The sequence below is a fragment of the Variovorax sp. YR266 genome (assembly GCF_900107295.1).
Taxonomy (GTDB): Bacteria; Pseudomonadota; Gammaproteobacteria; order Burkholderiales; family Burkholderiaceae_C; genus Variovorax.
This window is the reverse complement of record NZ_FNPM01000003.1, coordinates 340,474-362,983: the sequence shown is the minus strand read 5'-3', so window position 1 is coordinate 362,983 and position 22,510 is coordinate 340,474. Positions and strand designations below refer to the sequence as shown.

At 68.1% G+C, this 22,510-nt stretch carries 16 protein-coding genes; 12 read left to right on the top strand and 4 right to left on the bottom strand.

What is annotated here, in order from left to right:
• Window positions 1-5: 5 nt before the first annotated feature.
• The 9 genes from BLW48_RS10840 (at window position 6) to BLW48_RS10800 (ending at window position 15,674) form a co-directional block, all read left to right on the top strand.
• Complete coding sequence (locus tag BLW48_RS10840; protein WP_093174589.1) at window positions 6-1,649, top strand: FAD-dependent oxidoreductase; 1,644 nt, start codon at window positions 6-8, stop codon at window positions 1,647-1,649.
• Window positions 1,646-2,788, top strand: a complete 1,143-nt coding sequence (locus tag BLW48_RS10835; protein ID WP_093174587.1) for a saccharopine dehydrogenase family protein — start codon at window positions 1,646-1,648, stop codon at window positions 2,786-2,788. Before BLW48_RS10840 ends, BLW48_RS10835 begins: the two co-directional genes overlap by 4 nt.
• The gene (locus tag BLW48_RS10830; protein ID WP_093174585.1) at window positions 2,769-3,275 is read left to right on the top strand and encodes an SRPBCC family protein; all 507 of its coding nucleotides are present in this window, start codon (window positions 2,769-2,771) and stop codon (window positions 3,273-3,275) included. Before BLW48_RS10835 ends, BLW48_RS10830 begins: the two co-directional genes overlap by 20 nt.
• Window positions 3,276-3,410: 135 nt before the next feature.
• Window positions 3,411-9,422 (top strand): alpha-2-macroglobulin family protein, encoded by a 6,012-nt coding sequence (locus BLW48_RS10825; RefSeq protein WP_093174583.1) that lies wholly within the window; start codon window positions 3,411-3,413, stop codon window positions 9,420-9,422.
• Between the two features lie 17 nt (window positions 9,423-9,439).
• Entirely contained in the window at window positions 9,440-11,770 is a 2,331-nt protein-coding gene (gene pbpC, locus BLW48_RS10820) for a penicillin-binding protein 1C (RefSeq protein WP_177142315.1), read from the top strand.
• A gap of 70 nt (window positions 11,771-11,840) precedes the next feature.
• Complete coding sequence (locus tag BLW48_RS10815) at window positions 11,841-13,193, top strand: esterase-like activity of phytase family protein (protein WP_093174581.1); 1,353 nt, start codon at window positions 11,841-11,843, stop codon at window positions 13,191-13,193.
• A gap of 146 nt (window positions 13,194-13,339) precedes the next feature.
• A complete protein-coding gene (locus BLW48_RS35390) occupies window positions 13,340-13,648 on the top strand; it encodes a DUF3649 domain-containing protein (protein WP_177142314.1) in 309 nt (102 codons plus the stop codon).
• Window positions 13,645-15,318: a PepSY-associated TM helix domain-containing protein gene (locus tag BLW48_RS10805; protein WP_093174579.1), complete on the top strand. Its 1,674-nt coding sequence runs from the start codon at window positions 13,645-13,647 to the stop codon at window positions 15,316-15,318. The genes BLW48_RS35390 and BLW48_RS10805 overlap by 4 nt, the downstream gene beginning before the upstream one ends.
• Window positions 15,315-15,674, top strand: a complete 360-nt coding sequence (locus BLW48_RS10800; protein ID WP_093076403.1) for a DUF3325 domain-containing protein — start codon at window positions 15,315-15,317, stop codon at window positions 15,672-15,674. The genes BLW48_RS10805 and BLW48_RS10800 overlap by 4 nt, the downstream gene beginning before the upstream one ends.
• An 84-nt stretch (window positions 15,675-15,758) precedes the next feature.
• Here BLW48_RS10800 and BLW48_RS10795 read toward each other — a convergent pair whose 3' ends face one another.
• A complete protein-coding gene (locus tag BLW48_RS10795) occupies window positions 15,759-16,826 on the bottom strand; it encodes an aldo/keto reductase (protein ID WP_093174577.1) in 1,068 nt (355 codons plus the stop codon).
• Window positions 16,827-16,941: 115 nt separating this feature from the next.
• Between BLW48_RS10795 and BLW48_RS36060 the strand changes: the two genes are divergently transcribed.
• Complete coding sequence (locus BLW48_RS36060; protein ID WP_177142313.1) at window positions 16,942-17,319, top strand: ATP-binding protein; 378 nt, start codon at window positions 16,942-16,944, stop codon at window positions 17,317-17,319.
• Here BLW48_RS36060 and BLW48_RS10785 read toward each other — a convergent pair whose 3' ends face one another.
• Complete coding sequence (locus tag BLW48_RS10785) at window positions 17,320-18,357, bottom strand: hypothetical protein (protein ID WP_143062575.1); 1,038 nt, start codon at window positions 18,355-18,357, stop codon at window positions 17,320-17,322. It abuts the gene before it with no gap.
• Between the two features lie 197 nt (window positions 18,358-18,554).
• The gene (locus BLW48_RS10780) at window positions 18,555-18,725 is read right to left on the bottom strand and encodes a response regulator transcription factor (RefSeq protein ID WP_093174573.1); all 171 of its coding nucleotides are present in this window, start codon (window positions 18,723-18,725) and stop codon (window positions 18,555-18,557) included.
• A 203-nt stretch (window positions 18,726-18,928) separates the two neighbouring features.
• Here BLW48_RS10780 and BLW48_RS10775 point away from each other — a divergent pair, with 203 nt between their 5' ends.
• Window positions 18,929-20,926, top strand: a complete 1,998-nt coding sequence (locus BLW48_RS10775; RefSeq protein WP_093174571.1) for a phosphatase PAP2 family protein — start codon at window positions 18,929-18,931, stop codon at window positions 20,924-20,926.
• A gap of 56 nt (window positions 20,927-20,982) precedes the next feature.
• Window positions 20,983-21,981, top strand: a complete 999-nt coding sequence (locus tag BLW48_RS10770; RefSeq protein ID WP_093174925.1) for a LysR family transcriptional regulator — start codon at window positions 20,983-20,985, stop codon at window positions 21,979-21,981.
• On the opposite strand, the gene BLW48_RS10765 is transcribed toward BLW48_RS10770, so the two are convergent.
• The gene (locus BLW48_RS10765; RefSeq protein WP_093174569.1) at window positions 21,935-22,510 is read right to left on the bottom strand and encodes a hypothetical protein; all 576 of its coding nucleotides are present in this window, start codon (window positions 22,508-22,510) and stop codon (window positions 21,935-21,937) included. The two genes, BLW48_RS10770 and BLW48_RS10765, sit on opposite strands and share 47 nt — an antisense overlap.

Below are 22,510 nucleotides of genomic sequence, written 5' to 3'. Positions count from 1 at the left end.
CAACCATGCAACGGCGCGAATTCCTCGGCGTGGCGGCAGGTGCGGCGGGCGCCCTCGCGCTCGCGGGCTGCGAGTCGCCGACACCGCCCATCGAAGGCGGCTTCAACGGCATCGATGTCACGCGTGGCCATGCGATGCGCGATGGCGCACTGCACAGCGCGTCGCCCGCCGTCGTGAAGCGCACCCGCGTGGTGATCGCTGGCGGCGGCGTTGCGGGCCTCGCTGCCGCACGCGCCCTGCGGCTCTCGGGCATCGACGACTTCGCGCTGCTCGAACTCGAAGACACCGCCGGCGGCAACGCACGCGGCGGCATCGTCAACGGCATCGCCTGCCCGCTCGGCGCGCACTACCTGCCCGTGCCCGGCGACGACGCGCGCGAGGTGCAGGACCTGCTCGAAGAACTCGGTCTGCGCCGCCGCGTGGCGGGCCGATGGGAATACGACGAGGTCACCCTCTGCCACAGCCCGCAGGAGCGCCTGTTCATCCACGGCGAGTGGCAGGACGGCCTGCTGCCCATGCATGGCGTGGGCGAAGGCACGCTCGCGCAGTACCGCAAGTTCGCGCAGCGCATCGACGCGCTGCAGCACGCCGCGCACTTCGCCATTCCCACGCTGAAGGTTGCCGTTACACCCGAGTTGCTGGCGCTCGACGCCATCACCTTCGCCAGCTGGCTCGATGGCGAAGGCTTCAGCGACGCGCAACTGCGCTGGTACCTCGACTACTGCTGCCGCGACGACTACGGCGCTGGCATCGGGCAGGTGTCGGCCTGGGCCGGCATCCACTACTTCGCGAGCCGGCACGGCTTTCATGCGCCCGGCGATCCGACTGGCAGCGTTAACGACTCGAGCCCCGAGCGCGACGGCATCCTCACCTGGCCCGAAGGCAACGGCTGGCTCACGAAGCAGCTGGCCAGGCCGCTTGGTGAGCGCCTGCGCACTGGCCAGGTCGTCACGCGCATCGCCGAAGTGCGCGGTGGCGTCGAGGTCGATGCGTGGGATGCGGCCACCAAGTCCCTCGTGCGATGGCAGGCCGAGCGCTGCATCGTCGCGCTGCCCGTGTTCATCGCCGCGCGCGTGGTTGAGAACCCGCCCGAGGTGCTGAAGACCGCCGCCGCGCACGTGCGCTACGCGCCCTGGCTCGTGGCCAACGTGCACCTGCGTGGCCCGCTGGCCGACAGGCCCGGCGCCGCGCCGAGCTGGGACAACGTGATCTATGGCACCAAGGGCCTGGGCTACGTCGACGCGCGCCACCAGTCGCTCGACCCGACGCCGCGCGGCACGGTGCTCAGCTGGTACCGGCCGCTGGGCCCGAGCAGCTACGACACCGCCGACGGCCGCAAGCTGCTGCTTGAGCGCCCGTGGACCGGCTGGCGCGACGACCTGCTCGCGGAGCTGTCGGCACCGCATCCTGACCTGCCATCGCTGGCGACGCGCATCGACATCACACGCTACGGGCACGCCATGTCGATCCCCCGGCCCGGCCTGCTGGCGCAGATCGGCCCGCAGCGCACCGCGCCGGATGCCGCGCATCGCGGCAGCATCGTTGCAGGCCGGCTGTCGTTCGCGCATGCCGACTGGTCGGGCTACTCGATCTTCGAAGAGGCGTTCACGCGCGGGCACGTCGCGGGCAGCGACGCGGCGGCGGCATGAAGACGCTGGTGCTCGGCGGCTACGGCAACTTCGGTACGCGCATCTCCCGCGCGCTGGCAGGCGACCCGGGCATTGAGCTGCTGGTGGCGGGGCGCGATGCGCAGCGCGCCACGGCGTTCGCCGAATCGCTGGGCGGCGGCGCGCGAGGGGTTCGCATCGATGTGCAGGCGCCCGATCTTGCGGACGCGCTGCGCAAGCTCGGCATCGCGTTGGTGATCCACACGGCCGGCCCCTTCCAGAACCAGGACTACCGCGTGCCGCAGGCCGTCGCAGCGGCAGGCGCGCACTACATCGACCTGGCCGATGGCCGGCGCTTCGTGTGCGACTTCCCGTCGGCGCAAGACGCTGCCTTTCGCGATGCGGGCCGTACAGCCGTCAGCGGGGCCAGCACAGTGCCGGCGCTTTCCTCGGCGGTGGTCGACCATCTCACGGCAGGCTGGCAAGGCATCCGCAGCATCGACATCTGCATCGCGCCCGCGCAAGGCGCGCCGCGCGGCGAGGCCACGCTGGCCAGCGTGCTCGCCTACTGCGGCGAGCCCATCCGCGTATGGCAAGGGGGCAAGTGGGTCGAGCAGCCTGGCTGGGCCGATCCCGTGAAGGTCGAGTTCGCGCGCATGAAGCCGCGCCGCGGTGCGCTCTGCGACATTCCCGATCTCGAGCTCTTTCCCGCACGCTATGCCGGCGTGCAGTCGGTGATGTTCCGCGCCGCGCTCGAAGTCGGACTGGCGCAGCACGCCTTCGCCTTCATGGCGTTCATGCACCGCATGGGCCTGCTGCCCACGCCGCAGAAGCTGGCGCCGCTGCTGCATTCGGCCGGCGGCGTGTTCGACGCGCTCGGTACCGCGCTGGGCGGCATGGTCGTGCGCGTGGAAGGCACGGATGCGCAGGGCGCGCCGGCACGCCGCGCGTGGCACATAGCAGCCGACGACAACCACGGCCCTGAGATCCCCTGCATGGCCGCCATCCTGCTGGCCCGGCGTCTCGCGCGGGGCGATGCGCTGCCCATCGGCGCGCATGCCTGTGCCGGCCTGCTCGCCCTGTCCGAGTTCGAGCCCGAGTTCGCGCGCTGGGGCATGGTGACCGACGTGGTCGAAGAAGCGGCAATCGCAGTGGCAGGCCATGGCGCACCAGCGCTTTGAGTTCGACATGCCGGCGCCGGCCGACGTTGTCTTCGACGCTTTCCACTACCACGTGTGGCGCGCACGCTGGGACTCGCTGGTCGGCAACGCCCGCGTGGTGGGCGGTGCGCCCTGCCCGTTCGTCGGCGCCGAGACCGAGAACGTGGGCGGCGGCTGGCTGCGCGGCTTGTCGATGCGAACGCGCTTCGTGAGCTTCGACCGACCACACGTGGCGGCCGCCTCGATGATCGGCCGCTCCTTCCCCTTCAACCGCTGGGCTGCGTCCATGCGGCACCGCGACACGCAGCTCGGCCATTCGGTACTGATCTATGTCTACACCATCGAGGCCGGGCCGAAGGCGTTGCGCTGGCTGCTGGAGCCGGTGGTCGCGTGGGTTTTCGCACGGCAGACGCAGCGGCGCTTCGCGCGCATGCGCGCATTCCTGGTCACACATGCGCATGAAGTTGTCGCGTGGCAGCGCACGCACCCCGAACAAGAGCGCCCCTAACGCCGCACCATGAATCACTGAAAAAGGCCTCGCGCGGCCCTGTGCAGTTTTCACCAAGACTTCACACACAGCGCTATTGCTTCACAGATGGTCCGCAAACTCGCGGACGCCAACAAAAACACAGTGGGAGCGTCCATGCTTCAAGTCGCCAATCGAAAACTCGCGTCGTTCAGCGACGTGCTCTTCACCGGACTGGGCCGCGTGCTCGGCTTTCTGCGTCCGGTGGCCCGTGGGCTCATCGGTTCCTGGCGACCACCGGGCTGGCTGCGCATCGCGGGCGCATTCCTGCTCTTCGGACTGCAGTGGCTGCAGCAGCGGCTGGCCTGGCTGGTGTTGCTCCTGCTGCTCGTGCTGGCCGGCTGGATGGCCAGCCCCCATGTGATCAAGTGGTGGCACGGCCTCACGCCCGATCGCGTCGAACCCGTCGTCGCCACCGCGAAGACCGAGCCGCCGCAGCGCACGCAGATCGAGCTCGACAGGGGCCCGAACCCCTTCGTCATCAATTTCTCGGCCTCGGTGGCGCCCATTGCACGCATCGGCCAGGAGGCCACCGGCGTCACCATCGAGCCCGCCATCGCCGGCCGCTGGACGTGGACCAAGCAGAACCGGCTCGAATTCCTGCCCGCGCAAGACTGGCCCATCGGCCAGCCGTACAAGGTGCAGATCGCCGACAGCGCACTCGCACCGCACATCGAGATGGCTCTGCGCAAGTACGAGTTCATCTCGCCCGAATTCACCGCGCAGATCAACGCCGCAGAGTTCTATCAAGACCCGGTGCAGGCCAATGTGCGTCGCGCGCTCTTTCAGGTGCACTTCTCGCACCCCGTGAACACGGCCGAGTTCGAGAAGCGCCTGGTGCTGACCTACGACCAGCCCTGCAGCTCCTCGTTCTTCAGCATGGGCAAGTGCGCGAGCGAGAAGTTCACGGTCAGCTACGACAAGCTGCGCCTCAACGCCACCCTGCAATCAGAGCCGCTGCCGATTCCCGAGAAGACTCGCCCGGCGATTCTCAGCCTCACCTCCGGCACGGTCGCGCAGAAGGGCGGCCCGGCGCTGCGTGCCGACATGTCCCGCGCGGTCGACATCCCCGGCCTCTTCAGCCTGAGCATCGCCAGCATCGAACCCACCATCGTCACCGGCGAGAACGGCGAACCCGAGCACGTGATGCACGTCACCGCCTCCATGCCCGTGCACGAGCGCGAAATGGCGCGCGTGGTGCAAGCCTGGCTGCTGCCCGCGACAGAAGAAGCCAAGGGCGACCCCGACGAGAAGTTCGACTGGTCCGCCGATCCGTCGAAGGTCACCGATGCCGTGCTGCGCCGCGCCAAAAAGATAAACCTCCAGCCCATCGCCAGCGAGCGCGAAGTGACCGAGATGGTCAGCTTCCGCATGCCACAGGCCGAGGGCGGTCGCTACCTGCTGGTGCGCGTGGCCAAGGGCCTGAAGACGCCCGGCGGCTACCAGCTCGGCGCCGCACGGCAAGACGTGCGCTTGCTCAAGACCTTCGCGCCCGAGCTCACCATCATGAGCCAGGGCTCCCTGCTCGCACTCTCGGGCGAGCGCAAGCTGCCGATCCTCGTGCGCGACCTGCCCGGCATCCGCCTCGAAATCGGCCGCTTGTTGCCGCAGCAGTTGCAGCACCTGGTGACGCAGACCAACGGCGACTTCTCGCATCCGCAGTTCTACGGTGGCCTGCAGTCGGACAACCTCGTCGATCGCTTCCAGAAGGAGATTCCGCTCAGCATTCCCGCCGGCAAGGCGCATTACGAAACCGTCGACTTCGCCGAGTACCTGCGCAACGACGTGGCCGACCGCCGCGGCGTGTTCCTGCTCAAGGTGCAGGGCTACGACCCCAAGGCGAAGAAGAAGCCGGAGGGCGATGAGCAGCAAGCCCAGCCCGAAGACGAACAGCAGCAGGAAGAACAGTCGTCCGACGAAGAAGGCAACGGCGAAGGCGGCAGCCCCGAGCAGCAGCTCGACCAGCGCCTCGTGCTTGTCACCGACCTGGGCATCGTCGCCAAGAAGTCGCTCGACGGCACGCGCGACGTGTTCGTGCAGAGCATTGCCAATGGCCAGCCAGTGGCCGGTGCGCTGGTCGAGGTGTGGGGCCGCAACGGCATGATCGTCGCGTCGCAGGCCACGGATGCGACGGGCGCCGCCAAGCTGCCCAATCTCGCCGGCTACCAGCGTGAGAAAGCGCCCGTGGTGCTGGTCGTGCGCAAGGACGGCGACCTGAGCTTCCTGCCCTTCAACCGCAACGACCGCACGCTGGACATCTCTCGCTTCGACGTCGGCGGCCTGCGCGCGGCCGGCGTGCCGAACCAGATGACGGCCTACGTCTTCAGCGACCGCGGCATCTACCGCCCCGGCGACACCATGCACATCGCGATGATGGTCAAGGCCGGCAACTGGGGCACCTCGCTGCGCGACCTGCCGCTCGAAGCCGAGATCATCGATGCGCGCGGCCTCAGCGTGCGCCGCGAAAAACTCAAGCTCGGCCCCGGCGGCGCGGCGGAAATCGCCCACACCACGCAAGACACATCGCCCACCGGCAACTACACCGTCAACCTCTACCTGCCGCGCGAATCGTCGCCCGGCACGCCCGAGGTCGAAGGCCTGCTGATCGGCAGCACCACCGTGAAGGTGCAGGAGTTCCTGCCCGACCGCACCAAGGTCACGGCCAAGCTCAGCAGCGAAATCGCGGAGGGCTGGGTCAAGCCCAAGGACCTGAAGGCGCTCATCGACGTGCAGAACCTCTTCGGCACGCCCGCGCCCGACCGCAAAGTGGAAGGCACGCTCACGCTGAGCCCCGGCTTCCCGGTGTTCCGCGCCTTCACCGACTACGCCTTCTTCGATCCGCAGCGCGCCGCCGACAAGCAGGTCGACGACCTGGGCAGCGTGCAGACCAGCGCCGACGGCAAGGCCGAATTCGACCTGCGCCTGTCGCGCTTCGACGCCGCCACCTACCAGGTGCATGTGCTCGCCAAGGCCTTCGAGCCCGAGGGCGGGCGCAGCGTGTCGGCCGAAGCGCAGACGCTGGTGAGCGACATGCCCTACCTCGTCGGCGTGAAGGTCGACGGCGACGTCGGCTATGTGAGCAAGGGCGCCGCGCGCAACGCCACCGTGATCGCCATCGACCCGCAGGCGAAGAAGACGGCAGTGGCCGACCTGAAGATCGAGCGCGTGGAGCGCAAGGTGCTGTCGGTGCTCATCAAGCAGGACAACGGCCTGTACCGCTACGAGTCGCGCCGCAAGGAAGTCGTGCTCGACGAGAAGCCCTTCGCCATCGCCGCGGCCGGCAACAACGTGGCGCTGGACACAGGCGCGCCCGGCAACTTCGCCTATGTGGTGCGCAACGCGCAGGGGTTGGAGCTCAACCGCGTGGAGTACAGCGTGGCGGGCAATGCCAACGTGTCGCGCTCGCTCGACCGCAATGCAGAGCTGCAGCTCACGCTCGATCGCAAGGACTACGAGCCGGGGCAAGAGATTGCGGTGAGCATCCGCGCGCCGTACGTGGGTGCGGGCCTCATCACCATCGAGCGCGACAAGGTTTACGCGCACGCTTGGTTCAAGACCGACAAGACCGCTTCGGTGCAGAAGATCACCCTGCCCAAGGACTTCGAGGGTACCGGCTACATCAACGTGCACTTCGTGCGCGACCCGGCTTCGGACGAGGTCTACATGAGCCCGCTGTCGTACGGCGTCGTGCCCTTCGCCACCGCGCTGACCAAGCGCACCGCCAACCTGCAGCTCACCAGCAGCGAACTGGTGAAGCCCGGGCAGACCGTGAAGATGAAGCTCACCAGCGACAAGCCCACGCGCGCCGTGGTGTTCGCGGTGGACGAAGGCATCCTGCAGGTGGCGCGCTACAAGACGCCCGACCCGCTGAAGCACTTCTTCCAGAAGCGCGCGCTCGAAGTCGGCACGCTGCAGACGCTCGACCTGATCCTGCCGGAGTTCAAGAAGCTCATGCCGGGCGTCGCACCCGGCGGCGACGGCGAAGGCGAACTCGGCAAGCACCTGAACCCGTTCAAGCGCAAGCGCGACAAGCCGGTGGCGTACTGGTCGGGCCTGGTCGACGTGAACGGCAGCCGCGAGTTCAGCTACACCGTGCCCGAGAGCTTCAACGGCAGCCTGCGCGTGATGGCCGTGGCCGTGAATGACGAGACCACAGCCGCCAAGACCACCCGCACCGTGGTGCGCGGTGACATGGTGATACTGCCGAACGCACCGCTCGCGATGGCGCCCGGCGATACGGTCGAGGTAGGCGTGGGCCTTGCGAACAACATCGTGGGCTCGGGCAAGGAAGCGCCCATTGCACTCACGCTCACCGCCTCCGGCGGGCTCGAAGTGGTGGGCGACGCCACGCAGACGCTCAAGGTCAACGAGCGCGGCGAAGCCAGCACCAAATTCAATGTGCGCGCCAAGCCGGGAGAACAGGCGGTGCTGGGATCTTCTGCGCTGGTGTTCACATCGACGCACAAGACCTTCAGCGCGCGCCTGTCCACCGAAGTGAGTGTGCGGCCCGCGTCGCCCTTCGTCACGCTGGTGCAGGCCGGCAGCTTCCAGCGCGCGGGCGAGCTGTCGAGCCAGGCCGACCTGTACCCGAACTTCCGCCAGAGCGACGTGGCGGTGTCGGCCGCGCCGTGGGCCTTCGCGACCGGGCTCATGCAGTACCTGGAGGTGTATCCACATGGCTGCACCGAGCAGATCACGAGCCAGACCTTTCCGGCCGTGCTGCTCGCGGGCCGCCCCGAGCTGGTGAAGGAAATGGCGCGCGGTCGTACGGCCGAGCAAGGCCCGATGCCCGAGGCACGCAAGACCTTCGAGCGCTATCTCGTGCAGCTGCGCGCGCGGCAGACGGCCGACGGCGGCTTCTCGCTGTGGCCCGGTGCCGGCACCGACGCCTTTGCCACGCTATACGCAGTGCACCTGCTGGTCGAAGCCAAGGACCACAAGCTGCCCGTGCCGCAAGACCTGCTGCAGAAGGCCAACGCGTACCTGCAGGGCTGGCTCGGCAGCGGCGACGCATCGCTCGACGGCTGGCGCCAGCGCACGCAGGCGGCCTACCTGCTGACGCGCCAGGGCATCATCGCGCCGGCCGCGTTGGCCAACCTGCGCGAAGCCTGGCGCAGCAAGCAGACGCAGGGCTGGAGCGATGACCTCGGCGCCGTCTACCTCGCCGCGAGCTACCAGCTCGTGAAGCAGGAGCAGGTGGCCAACGAGCTGCTGAACCCGGTGTGGTCCGACCTGCTCGCGCGCACCGAGAAGAAGCAGCGCCGCAATGTCTGGGGCGCCTACTACGACCCGCTGGTGCACGACAGCATGACGCTGCACCTGGTGGGCCGCCACTTCCCGTCGCGCCTGAAGACGCTGAAGCCCGCGGTGTGGGAAGGCATGGCGGCGATGGTGCGCGACGGCTGGTACAACAGCCTGTCGTCGGCCTCGATGCTGCTCGCGGTCGATTCGTACTTCGAGGCCGTGGGGCAGAACGTCGAGGGCAAGCTCACGGCGAGCACCGTCAACGCGCAAGGCCAGGCCGCAGCGCTCGCGCTGGGTGCGGTGAACCCGATCACGCGAGCCGCGGTGCCGGCCGGCACGGCCAAGCTGAAGCTGTCGAACGACAGCGACTTCAACCTGTACTACAGCTGGGCCGAACAGGGCTTCGAGCGCAACGTGCCCACCACGGCGGTGAACAAGGGCCTCGAAATCTTCCATGAAGTGCTCGATGCCAAGGGCAACCCGATCACCAAGGCGAAGCTCGGCGAAGAGGTCACGGTGCGGGTGCGCGTGCGCAGCCTGGAGCGCGCGCAGCTCAACGACGTGGCGCTGGTCGACGTGCTGCCCGGTGGCCTCGAGCCGGTGCTGCAGGCCGTGGGCGATGACGACGATGCCAACGCCGACGCGCCCATCTGGAAGAAGCGCCTGGGCGGCGGCGGTTCGTGGAAGGTGCAGTACGCCGACATCCGCGAAGACCGCGTCGTGTTCTACGGCAGCGTCAACAAAGACCTGCTCGAAGTGACCTACAAGGCACGCGCCACCAACGTGGGCGACTACGTGGTGCCGGCAGCGTACGGCGAGGCGATGTACGACCGCCGTGTGTTCTCGCGCTCGGCGGGTGCGCGCTTCCAGGTCGTCGGCAACTGAGGCAAGGCAGGCTCGCCATGCGCATCGGCATCGCGTCTGCAGGAAGAAGGCTGCGCAAGCCCGCGCTTTGGGCGCTGGCGGCTGTCTTCGTGCTCGCGCTGCTGCGCCTGTGGCCGCACGCTGCGTTGAGTGAAACGGTTGGCAGCTCGCGCGCCGTGTATGCGCAGGGCGGCGAGCTGCTGCGCCTCACGCTCGCAGGCGACGAGCAGTACCGCCTCTGGGTGCCGCTCGATCGCATCTCGCCCACGCTGGTCGACGCGGTGCTGCTGTACGAAGACCGCCGCTTCTACGCGCACCCCGGCGTCAACCCCGCCGCGCTGGCGCGCAGCGCCTGGCGCATTGCCGGCGGCGAACGCAGGCAGGGCGGCTCGACGCTCACGATGCAGCTCGCGCGCCGCGTCTACGGCATCGACAGCCGCACGCCCACCGGCAAGGTCGCGCAGATCTTCGCGGCGCTGTGGCTGGAGGCGCGTTTCAGCAAGCACGACATCCTGGAGGCGTATCTCAACACCGCGCCCTACGGCGGCAACATCGAAGGCGTGCAGGCCGCGAGCCTCATCTACTTCCGCAAGGACGCCGCGAAGCTCAGCCTGCCCGAAGCGCTGACGCTTGCAGTGATTCCGCAGAACCCCGTCAAGCGCATCGCCGAGCGCGGCCGCAATGCCGAGCTGCAATCGGCGCGCGAACGACTGTGGGCGCTGTGGGCCGAACGCGATCCGACCGCGAAGCAGCACGCGCCCGATGCGCAGCTCGCGTTGTCGGCGCAGTCGCGCGGCAGCCTGCCCTTTCTTGCTCCACACGCCACCGACATGCTGCTCGCGCAGGAGCGCGGCGTGCAGGAGGTGCGCACCACCATCGACCTGCGCATGCAGGCCACGCTCGAACGCGTGATGGGCCAGTACCTGCGCACGCATGCCGACGTGGGCATGACCAACGCGAGCGCGCTGCTGCTCGACGCCTCGACCATGCAGGTGCGCGCGATGATCGGCTCGGCCGACTTTCGCAACGACGCCATCTCGGGGCAAGTCAACGGCGTGCTGGCCAAGCGCTCGCCGGGCTCCACGCTCAAGCCCTTCATCTACGCGCTGGCGCTCGACCAGGGGCTGCTGCATCCGAAGACGATGCTGAAGGACGCGCCGACTTCCTTCGGCCCCTACACGCCCGAGAACTTCGACCATCGATTTGCTGGTCCGCTGCCCGCGCAGGAGGCGCTGATCCGCAGCCGCAACGTGCCCGCAGTCGCCGTGGCCGCCAAGCTCTCGAAGCCGGGGCTCTACGACTTCATGCGGCTCGCTGGCGTGCAGAAGCTGCAGAGCGAATCGCACTACGGCCTTGCACTCGTGCTGGGCGGTGGCGAGGTTACGCCCGAGGAGCTGGCGGGCATGTACGCAACGCTGGCCAACGGCGGCATCTCGCAGCCCATTCGCTACACGCAGCCCGCGCCCGACGAGCGACCCGTGCAGCCGCTGCGCCTGCTGAGCGAGGAGGCTTCCTTCATCACGCTCGACATGCTGCGCCACACGCCGCGCCCCGACACCACACTGCCCGCGCGCCCTGCCATCGCATGGAAGACGGGCACGTCCTGGGGTTTTCGCGACGCATGGACGGCCGGCGTGTTCGGCCGGCACGTGCTGGTGGTGTGGGTGGGCAACTTCGACGGCACCAGCAACCCCGCGCTGGTGGGCGTCGATGCGGCCGCGCCGCTGTTCCTGCGCATGGTCGATGCGCTGCGCGCCGAGCGGCTCGACCCCGGCGAGGTCGCGTCGCGCCAGCCGCCCGACTTGCGGCAGGTCGAAGTCTGCGCTGCGACGGGCGGCCTGCCAGATGCGCTGTGCCCGGTGCGGACCATGACGTGGTTCATCGCCGGCAAGTCGCCCATCCAGGTCAGCAACCTGCACCGCGCGGCGTGGGTCGACGAGACGACCGGCAAGGTGGTCTGCGGCCCGCAGCCCAACGCGCGCCAACAGGTGGTGGAGCAATGGGGCAGCGACATGCGCCGCCTGTTCCGCCAGGCCGGCCTGCCGCGCGCGAGCGCACCGGCCGATGGCTGCGAGAAAGATGGCGACGCACCGGAAAGCGCGCCACTCATCACCTCGCCCCTGCGTGGCGTGCGCCACACACTGCGCGTGAAGAAGCCCGAACCTCTGGTGCTGCGCGCCGAAGCCGCTGCGGGCACGCAGGCGATCTACTGGTTTGCCGACGACGCGCTCATCGGCCGCGCCGCGCCCGGCGAAGGCATCACGTGGATGCCCGACCTCGCGGCGTCGGGCCGGCGCTATGTGCTGCGCGCGGTCGACGACCAGGGTCGCGCAGAGTCGCGCGAGGTGACGGTCGACATCGCACCTTGAAGGGATGTCATGGCGGCGTCACGCCTCCTCGGCATGGTCACGCGTTTTCGACTTGAACACTTTCCTGCTCATGACACGTCTTGCCTCCTTGTCCTTCGTTGCCCTTGCCGCTGCGCTCGCATGCGGCGCCGCGGCCGCACAGACCGCGTTCCCCGCCACGCTCTCCGGCCACGCCGTGCTGCCCGCGCAAAGCTTTGTGGCCGCGCCCAAAGATGCGCCGGCCGACCTGCAGGTCAGCGGCAAGTTCACGACCGGCAAGCGCGTCGAGGCGGTCGGCACGGTCGAAGGCCTGTCGGGTGGCCGCGGCACGGGCGTGTCGGTGCCCTTCAAGGGTCAGCCCCTGCAGGGCCACTCGGGCATCAAGAAGATGGACGACGGCAGCTTCTGGATCCTCACCGACAACGGCGCGGGCGCCAAGGCCAACTCGCCCGACTTCATGCTCTACCTGAATCACTACAAGGTGGACTTCAAGGGCGGCAAGCTCAATCGCATCAGCACCATCTTCCTGCACGACCCCGACAAGAAGGTGCCCTTCCGAATCGTCCACGAAGGCACCAAGCAGCGCTACCTGACCGGTTCCGACTTCGACCCCGAGAGCTTTCAGTTCGCCGGTGGCGCGCTGTGGATCGGCGAAGAATTCGGCCCCTTCCTCATCAAGGCCGACCTGAAGGGCAAGGTGCTCGCGGTGTTCGACACGCAGGTCGACGGCAAGGCCGTGCGCTCGCCCGACCATCCGGCCGTGACCACGCCGGGCGCACCGGGTGGCGCGGTCGACTTCCAGATCAAGCGCTCCAAGGGTTTTGAAGGCATGGCCTCGTCGAAGGACGGCAGCAAGCTCTATGCGCTGCTCGAAGGCCCGGTGTGGAACGCCGAGGCCAAGGACTACGAAAAGGTCGAAGGCAAGGAAGCGCTGCGCGTGCTGGAGTTCGACGTGGCCACCGAGAAGTGGACCGGCCGTCACTGGAAGTACGTGCTCGAAGCCAATGGCAACGCCATCGGCGACTTCAACATGATCGACGGCACCACGGGCCTCATCATCGAGCGCGACAACGGCGAAGGCACGAGCGACAAGGCCTGCCCCGAAGGCCAGAAGCGCACCGACTGCTTCCACGACATCGCCAAGTTCAAGCGCGTCTACAAGGTCGAGCTGAACGACGCGAACGTGGGCGGCCCGGTGCGCAAGATCGGCTACATCGACCTGCTGAACATCGCCGACCCCGACAAGCTCGCGCGCAAGCCGCTGAACGACGGCGTGCTCAAGTTCCCGTTCTTCACGATCGAGAACGTCGACGTGGTCGATGCCACGCACATCGTGGTCGGCAACGACAACAACCTGCCCTTCTCGAGCAGCCGCGAGCCGAACAAGGCGGATGACAACGAGCTGGTGCTGCTGGAAGTCGGGGCGTTGCTGCAGGCGAAGTAAGTTGCCATAGCCGGAGCGAAAGCCCCGGCTCGCAGGTTGGGTGGCAGGGGAAAGTTTTCTTCAGATGAGTATCATTCTCATCTTCGCCAGTCCTTTTCCCTCTTCATGAATCTCCGAACGACCCCGCCCGCCGTCCGGCGCGCGCCGTGACCATCGGCGTTCGTTATCGCCTAGGCGTGGCCTCACGTGCAGTAGCAGCCATCTTCGGCGGCTATGGCATCGCCGCCCTGTCCGCCGCCGTGCTCGCGCTCTGCCTGCCCGCCGCCTTCGGCATGGCCCGCAGCGAAGCCGCGATGACCGGCACACTCGCTTCCTTCGCCATCTTCGCGTTCGCAGTGATGTGGGTTTTTGCCGCGCGCACTGCGCTGCGGGCCTGGTCCGGCCTGGTCATCGTCGCGGTGCCGCTGGCCCTGCTGTTGCTGCTGCTCATGCGCGCCACCGGAGGCGCCGCATGAAGGAGGGCTTCCGCCAGTCGATGGCATGGCTGCACACCTGGTCGGGCCTGCTGGTCGGCTGGGTGCTGTTCATGGTGTTTGCGGCCGGCACGGCTTCGTATTTCAAGGACGAGATCACGTTCTGGATGAAGCCGGAGCTGCATGCAGTCGCGCAGAACGCCGTGCCGCCGGTCAAGGCCGTCGAGAGTGCCATGGCCTACCTGCAGCAACGCGCCGCGGACAGCCCGCGCTGGTTCATCAACCTGCCGAATGAGCGCCAGCCGTCGACGGACGTGCTGTACCTCGCGCCGCCCGCACCGGCCGGCGCAGCAGCAGCTACTGGTGCCAAGCCCGGCGAGAAGCCCCGCCGACGCTTCGACCGCGCCTCGCTCGACCCCGCCACCGGCGAAGCCGTCAGCGCACCGCGCGTCACGCGCGGCGGCGAATTCTTCTACCGGCTGCACTTCGACCTGCACTACATGCCCGCGCTGTGGGCACGCTGGATCGTCGGCTTCTGCGCGATGTTCATGCTGGTGGCGATCTTCAGCGGCATCGTCACGCACAAGCGCATCTTCAAGGACTTCTTCACCTTCCGCCCGAAGAAGGGCCAGCGCTCGTGGCTCGATGCGCACAACGTGACGGCCGTGCTCGCACTGCCCTATCACCTGATGATCACGTACACGGGCCTCGTCACGTTGATGTTCATGTACATGCCTTGGGGCCCGCAGGTGGCCTACAAGGACCGCGGCGGCGAGCAGGCCTTTTTCTCCGAGGCCTTCCCAGGTGGTGGCCGCGACCAGATCAAGGCCTCGGGCAACAGGGTGCTGCTCGCGCCCATTGCGCCGATGATGGCGCAGGCCTCCGCGCACTGGGGCGGCGCGGCGGTGGGCCGTGTCACGGTGCATCAGCCCAACGATGCCAACGCGGTGGTCTCGCTCACGCGCGCCGAGGGGCCGCAGCTGTCGTACGACCAGCCTTCGATGCAGTTCAACGGCGCGACCGGCGCATTGATCGGCGCGTTCGGCGACGTGCCCAAGCCGGCGGCCGAGACGCGCGGCGTGCTCTACGGCCTGCACATCGGCCGCTTCGGCGATCCGCTGCTGCGCGCGCTGTTCTTCCTCTCGGGGCTCGCGGGCTGCCTGATGGTTGCGACGGGGCTTCTGATGTGGGCCGTGAAGGAGCGGCAGAAGTTCGCGAAGACGCTCAAGCGGGGCGGGCGCGTCAGCTTCGGGCTGCGGCTGGTCGACGGACTGAATCTCGGCGCCATCGCCGGCCTGCCCGTCGCGATGGCCGCCTTCTTCTGGGCCAACCGCCTGCTGCCGGTCGACGTGGCCGAGCGTGGCGAGGCGGAGATCCGTTGGTTCTTCATCGTCTGGGGCGCGACTGCCGTGCTGGGCCTGCTGCGTCCCACCTTGCGCATGTGGCAGGCGCAGCTTGCGCTGGGCGCGCTGCTGTTCGCGGGGCTGCCGGTGCTCAATGCGTTCACCGGCCCCGCGCCGCTGACCGTGAGCCTGCGCACCGGCCCGACCTCGGTGGCGGGCTTCGACCTGGTCGTGATCGCGCTGGGCCTGGCGCTCGCGGGCGCGGCATGGATCGTGGAGCGCAAGCGACGCAAGTCGATTGCGAAGCAGGCGGCAGCGAAGACGCAACCACCACCATCGACGCTCGCCACTTCGGGCCAAGGCTCATGACGACGGACTCGCTGCTCCTCGGCCTCGTGTTCGCCGCATCGCTCGCGGGCTTCTGCGCGCTGAGCCTCGCGATGGACCGCCACAGCGAAGACGTCTTCGGCCGCGGCAGCACGCCGGGCCCGTGGCGGCGCTGGCTGCAACTGGGTGGCGCCGCGCTGCTGTGCCTGTCGCTGGTCGCAAGCCTGCGGGCGGCGGGCAGCACGATCGGCTGGGTGCTCTGGCTGGGCGCGCTCACGGCAGCCGCGCTGGCCACGGTGGGGTTGCTCAGCTATGCGCCGCGGCGCTTTCACTGGATCGCATTTGCCGCTGCGTCGGTCACGCTGTGCAGCTTGCTGCTGGCGGCGTCGGTCACGTGATGCGCAGCGCGCCGTGGCGCGAGGCCGGGATCACCTCATGCCGATCTCCCAGCGTCGCCACCACCGCGACCTTCAGCCGCTGCTTCATGCTGCGCGCCGCACCGAGCTGCCGCCCGAGAGCACGCCCTGCGTCATCGGCAACGCCATGAAGTCGTGCGGGAAACCCATCGCCACGGCGCTGGCCGCATCGAGGCGCTGCAGCACGGAGCCGTCGAACTTCACATCGAGTGCGCCGAGATTGTCCTCGAACTGCGCGAAAGTGCGCGCGCCGATGATCGGCATCACCGTCGGCGCACTACGGTGCAGCAGCCAGGCCAGCGCGATCTGCGCGGGCGAGCGGCCCTGCTCCTTCGCAACCTGCGCGACCACGCCGGCTATGTCGAGCGAGCGGGCGGTCAGCACGCCGTTGCCTGCGGCCACGTCCTTGCGCGAACCCGTCACGCCTGAATCGGGGTCCTTGCGATAGTCCAGGTCGGCGCGCGTGTACTTGCCCGACAGTACACCGCTGCCCAGCGGCGACCACGCCATCACGCCCAGCCCGAGTTCGTGTGCCATCGGCAGCAGTTCGCGCTCCACGGTGCGCTCGATCAGGCTGTATTCGATCTGCAGCGCCACCAGCGGCGCCCAGCCGCGCAGCTCGGCCAGCGTCTGCATGCGCGCGACCTGCCAGGCCGGCGTGTCGGAGATGCCCGCGTACAGCACCTTGCCCGAGCGCACGAGGTCGTCGAAGGCGCGCATCACTTCGTCGAAGGGCGTCAGGTTGTCCCAGATGTGCAGGTACAGCAGGTCGATGTAATCGGTGCCCAGTCGCTTCAGGCTGGCCTCCACCGAGCGGACCATGTTGCGGCGGTGGTTGCCGCCCGCGTTCGGGTTGCCCGGCTGCATGTTGAGCGAGTATTTGGTGGCCACGACCACCGACTCGCGCCTGTCGGCGATGAACTGGCCCAGCAGCCGTTCAGAACTGCCGTTGGTATAGAAGTTGGCGGTGTCGATGAAGTTGCCGCCGCGGTCCACGTACGCATCGAACATGCGGCGCGATTCGCCCGCGTCCGCGCCCCAGCCCCATTCCTGGCCGAAGGTCATCGTGCCCAGCGACACGGGGCTGACGCGCAGGCCGGAGCGGCCGAGGGTGAGGTAGTTGTCGAGCTTCATGGTGAATGTCCTTTCGAGGTGAGATGCCAGCGTTGGCCTGGCGACAAAGTTACCTGCCGGACGCCATGGAACAAAGCCGTGCCACCTTCAAGCTTTATGAAGCGCCGCTTCAAGAATGGCCGCACTGAGGCGCAATCTGCCCTTTGCCCTGCTCGGCGTCATGCTCACAGTGGCGCTGGTCATCGCAGCGCTGTACCGCGTTGTGCCGCATGCGCAGCTGGCCACTCGGGCCGCAGCCAACGCAGTGCTGACTGCCGCTCGTGGCTGGGGTGCGTGGCGCTACCGCGTTGCAGAAGACGGCGCGGCCCTGCATCGCTGGCGCCGCTGCACGCTGGCAGGCACGGCGCTGCTCGACCGCATCCTGCGCAACCTGGTCGACAACGCCATCCGTCACACGAAGCACGGTGGCGTGCTGGTCGGCTGCCGGCGCGCGGGCAATGCCCTTCGCGTCGAGGTGTGGGACACCGGCCCCGGCATTCCTCCCGAGGCCTGATCAGCGGACCCAGGGCCGCGGTGGCACCGGTGGCGGGATGCGCGGCGGCTGCCCGCCGATGGGCGCCACGGCATTGCCGAGTGAACGGCCGACAGGCACGGCGGGATTGGAAGAAGACACCAGCGTGGGCGTCGAAATTTCGAAGGCGTCGTAGTTGCCCAGCGCCAGCGCGTAGGCGACCAGGTTGGCCAGCTGCGTGGCGCCGCCCTCGTTCGCCGACGGCGGCTTGAGCACCGGCTTGCTGACGGGCTGGTACGGCTTGCCCTTGGGGTTCATGCCTGTCAACACCTGTCGGGCATCCGCGCGGGCCGTGTGATACGCATTGAACACCACGTCCTTGGCGATATCGACCATGCGTTCCGAGATCTGGTCGGTGTCCTTGTGCATCAGCTCGGCAACGCGCTCGGCACGCACCTGCATGCCTTCCACGTAGGCGTTGATCTTGATGAGCTGCTGGCGCAGGTCGGACGCGGCCATGCGCACCTTGGCCGCCACGCCCGGATAGAGCACGGCGTCGTTCAGGCCGGTGATCTGGTCCGGCATGGAATTGATCAGATTGGCGATGTGCTTGTACTGCGACATGGCCGCTTCCGCGGCGGCCATCGCATCGCGGTCGTCGCGAAAGAGCGCTGCGGCGTCCTCGTTGCCGCGCTTGGCGATCACGCCGTCGGCCTCACGGATGCTCTTGCCGTGCAGGTAGCGGTCGAGGCCGCCTTCGGCCTCGCCGACGATCAGGCCACCGAGCTTGACGGTGCCAGTCACCACCTGCTTGAGGTACTTGGCGCCGGGCACCGGAATGGCGCCCAGCCCCGCCTTGGCCACGGCGGCAACGCCCTTGAGCACCAGCTTCTGCATGTCGGCGGTGTTGCCGCAGTACTCGCCCAGCAGCATGGTGAGCTTCTTCTTGAACGGCACGCTGAAGCTGTCGTTCGACTTGGCGCGGAAGGCATCCCAGGTCCGCTCGACCAGGTCGGTCTTCTGGACGACGGCCGCGCTCACCACGCCCCAGTCCTTGGTGCGCATCCGGTCAAGGAGCATGCGCACACCTGCCGACATTTCTTTCTCGTAGTACTCGGAGAGGCTCTTTCCGAGTTCGTCGAATCTGGTTTGCGGAATATCAAGCATGTAGAAATCTGGGTGTGTGTTGTGGTGGCGGAACAATCGGCCTCGATGCTAGGCCGGGCTCTTGTGCGGCGCATTGGACCAAAGGCAAATGGCAAGCGCCATAACACAAACTAGCGAGGGCGGCGGCCCAGGAGCCCGGCACGGCGGGCCACGATCACGGCCTGGATGCGGCTGCTCACCTCGAGCCCGGCGAAGATGGCCGAGATATGCGCCTTCACGGTTCGCTCGGTGGTGCTCAGCCGCTGCGCGATGTCGGCGTTGCGCAGGCCCTCGCGGAACATGGCGTGATGTCGATCAGCAGGATGGTGGGCATGGGCTGGGAAATGACCCGGGCGGGCTCTTGTTAACTGGCTCAGGACCCTACCTGTGCCCTCGGCCAGATGATTATTAATAAAAACGACTTGTTGCGTGGATAGATTGCGCGGGCTGCATCGGACGACTGGTCCGGTTCGCTTGCGTTTTCAATCTTTCCATCCATTTCGCCATGTCGCCCCTTTCGTCTTTCAGCCGCCCCTTCGCCATCACTCTTGTCGCGGCCCTGTGCCTCTCGGCATGCGGAGGAGGCAGCGACGGCGGCGCCTCGTTTCCCATCACTGGCACGCCGCCGGCAACCACGAATCCGCCCGCCGTCGTGGTGGCTGGCCCGCCAAAGGACCTGGGCTTCACCGACACCGCGCCCGTGCCCGATGCGGTCGCCATCCCACCCTTCGTCGACAACGTCGCGACCAACCAGCGCGGCGATGCGCGCTACGCGACCAAGGAAACCAATGCCGGCGTGCGCGTGGTGGCCGGCTTCCTCGACTTCTGGCAGCCCAGCACGCTGCTGGTCGATGCAGGCGTGTCGGCCCCTGCACAGGGCAGCTTTCCGGCAGTCGTTGCATCCACGTGGAGCGGCATTCCGGGCGACGCGACCGACGGCAAGATCCTCAACAGCGGGGTGTTGAACAGCAATATCCAGTACGTCGTCGACGTCACCAATGCGCGCACCAGCGCGCAGGAGCTGGCCGCCTACCTGGACGACCGCCGCGGCAAGGGCTACAGCATCAGCGACGGCATGGGTCCACTCACCAACGCCTGGCGCACAGCCACGCAGCAGGTCACCACCATCAACGGCATCGCACCGGACGCCACCACGGTGCTCTATAACGACGGCGGCAACGATGTGGGCGTGGCCGGTGCCGCGAACCCGGCCTTCGGCACGGTGGTCGACCTGCTCAAGAACATCGGCGAGAACGGCTCCACCGAGCCCGCCAAGCGCTTCTACAAATACGCGCGTCCCTGGCGCTGGAGCAGCAGCGTGAAGGTGGTGCCCGCGCTGGAGCCCGCCAAGAGCGGCACGCCCGCCACCGACGGCGGCTTCGTGAGCGGCCACACGGCCGAGGCGGTGCGCGATGCCATCGCCTCCGCCTACGTCGTGCCGCAGCGCTTCCAGGAAATGGTGGCGCGCGGCCTCGAACTCGGAGAGAACCGGATTCTTGCGGGCATGCATTCGCCGCTGGACGTGGTCGGTGGGCGACTGCACGGGCAGGCCGTGGCGACAGCGAGTCTTTCCACCGGCGCCAACGCCGCGCGCAAGAGCGCGGCCTACACGCAGGCGCAGTCCGTGCTGATGGCCGCCGTGGGCGCGAGCGATGCAACCGCCTTCAACAGCTTTGCCCATTCGCAAGGCACCGCGGCCGACCGCTTTGCCGACCATGCCGCGAGCAAGGCCGATTACCTGCGCCGCCTGACCTTCGGTTTCAAGCAGGTGGCCGATGCGACCAAGCCGGCCGTGGTGCCCAAGGGCGCCGAAGTGCTGCTCGAAACGCGCCTGCCCTACCTCGACGCCACCCAGCGCCGCGTAGTGCTCAAGACCACGGCGGTGGCTTCGGGCTACCCGGTGATGGACGACCCCGAAGGCTGGGGCCGCCTCAACCTGTTCGACGCAGCCGACGGCTATGGCGTCTTCAACGGCGACGTGGTCGTGACCATGGACGCCAGCCTCGGCGGCTTCAATGCGCTGGACAGCTGGCGCAACAACATCTCCGGCGCCGGCAAGCTCACCAAGAAGGGCAGCGGCACGCTCGCGCTCGGCGGCAGCAACAGCTACGCAGGCGGCACGCAGCTCGCAGAAGGCACGCTGCAGGCGGACGCTGCCGCGGCCTTCGGCAAGGGCAATGTCTACGTCGGTGGCGGCACGCTGGTCTGCAATGCGCCTTCGGCGGTCACGATGGCGGGCGCCTACACGCAGCTGGCAGGCACGACGCTGCAGCTGAATCTCGGCGGCAATGGTGCCGGCCGCCTGAGCGTGGCCGGCGTGGCCGCGCTGGACGGAACGCTGACCCTGAGCTTCAAGCCCGGCTTTGCGCCCAGCGCAGGCGACACGCTCACGGTCATCAGCAGCGGCGCGCTGACCGGCCGCTTTTCAGCCATCAACGCGCCGGGCTTCAAGGTCACGCCGACCTATACGGGAACGCAGCTCATCGTGCGCTTCGACGCATGAGCTAGCAGCGCGGCGGCCATGGCTTCTTTGTGAAGCCCGTCTTCATAATGGCCGCCATGTCCCCCGAGCTCCTGCCCGCCATTGCCGCCTTCGCCCGCGTGGCGCACCACGCCAGCTTCACGCGCGCCGCGCAGGAGCTGGGCGTGTCGCCCTCGGCCCTCTCGCAGACCATGCGCACGCTCGAACAGAAGCTCGGCGTGCGCCTGCTCGACCGCACCACGCGCCGCGTCGGCGTGACGGAGCTGGGCCAGCAGTTTCTCGAGGGTGCGCAGCCCGCGCTGGCCGCGCTCGCGCAGGCGGTCGAAGGCATCGACGAGGCGCGCGACAAGCCGGCAGGCCTGCTGCGCCTGAATGTCTCGCGCGTGGCGGCCGAGCTGCTCTTCTTTCCGCACTTCGGCGCGTTCGCCGCCGCCTACCCGGACATCACGCTCGAGTTCGTCTGCGACAACCGCATGGTCGATCTCGTGGAAGGTGGCTTCGATGCCGGCATCCGCCTCGGCGAAAGCCTGGCGCAGGACGTGATCGCTGTGCCGGTGGGCGGGCCGGTGCGCATGGTGACCTACGCGGCGCCCAGCTACCTGAAGGGACGCAAGCTGCCACGCACACCCGAAGACCTGCGCGAGCACCAGTGCCTGAACTACCGCCTGACCACGGGCGGCATCTATCGCTGGGAATACGCGCAGGACGGGCGCGTGCTGGACGTCGAACTCGCCGGCCCGCTGGTCAGCAACGACAGCGACCTGCTGCTGGCCGCCGCGCGCTCGGGCGCGGGCATTGCAACGTCTTTCGAGGGCGCGGTGCGCGACGACTTTGCAAGCGGCAAGCTGGTGCCGCTGCTGGAGCCCTGGTGGCCGACCTTTCCGGGCTTCTACCTGTACTACCCCAGCCGTGCGCAGATGCCGCGCAAGCTGCGGGTGTTCATCGACTTCCTGCAGGCGCGGCATGCGCCGCCGCCGGTGTCGCAGCGGGCCGTCAGGAACGCGTCGGCACCGCGATCGCGCCAGCCCGCTACAGCTCGCGCACAGCGCGCGGCAACCGCTCGGCCAAAATCGTGACCAGTGAACGGGCTTCGGCCTCGTCGAGCGAAGGCGCGATCCTGAAGGTGCGCTGCCCGTAGTCGAACGCAATCGGTCCCATGCCCGCGCCGAACAGCGGCGGCATCGCGGCGCGTTGATTGCGGAAGATATCGAACGAGAACTCGACGACCCGCAGGCGCGAAATCGCATGGACCGCATAGGCGCGCGTGCGCCCCAGGCCCCAGATTTCGACGCGATGAACCAGCGACCCTTCTTCGACCGAAATGAGTTCGCGGCCGAAGACCTGCCACAGCACGCAGAAGAATGCCCACGCACCACCGAGGGTCCAACCCGTGAGCCAGAGCGTGAGGAACCACCGGTCGGTGTCGTGGCGGGTCGGGTGCAGCAGCTGGTTCGCGGCCGTGAACTCGCCGAAGCACCAGCCAGTCAGCCACACGCACATGAAGAGCAGAAGCAGCCAGTGCTTGCGCGCGGGCACCACGGCCCGAAGCCCGCCGCCGGGCGTCGTTTCGATGGCGTAGCGGGCGGCCAGCGGCTGGACGTTCAT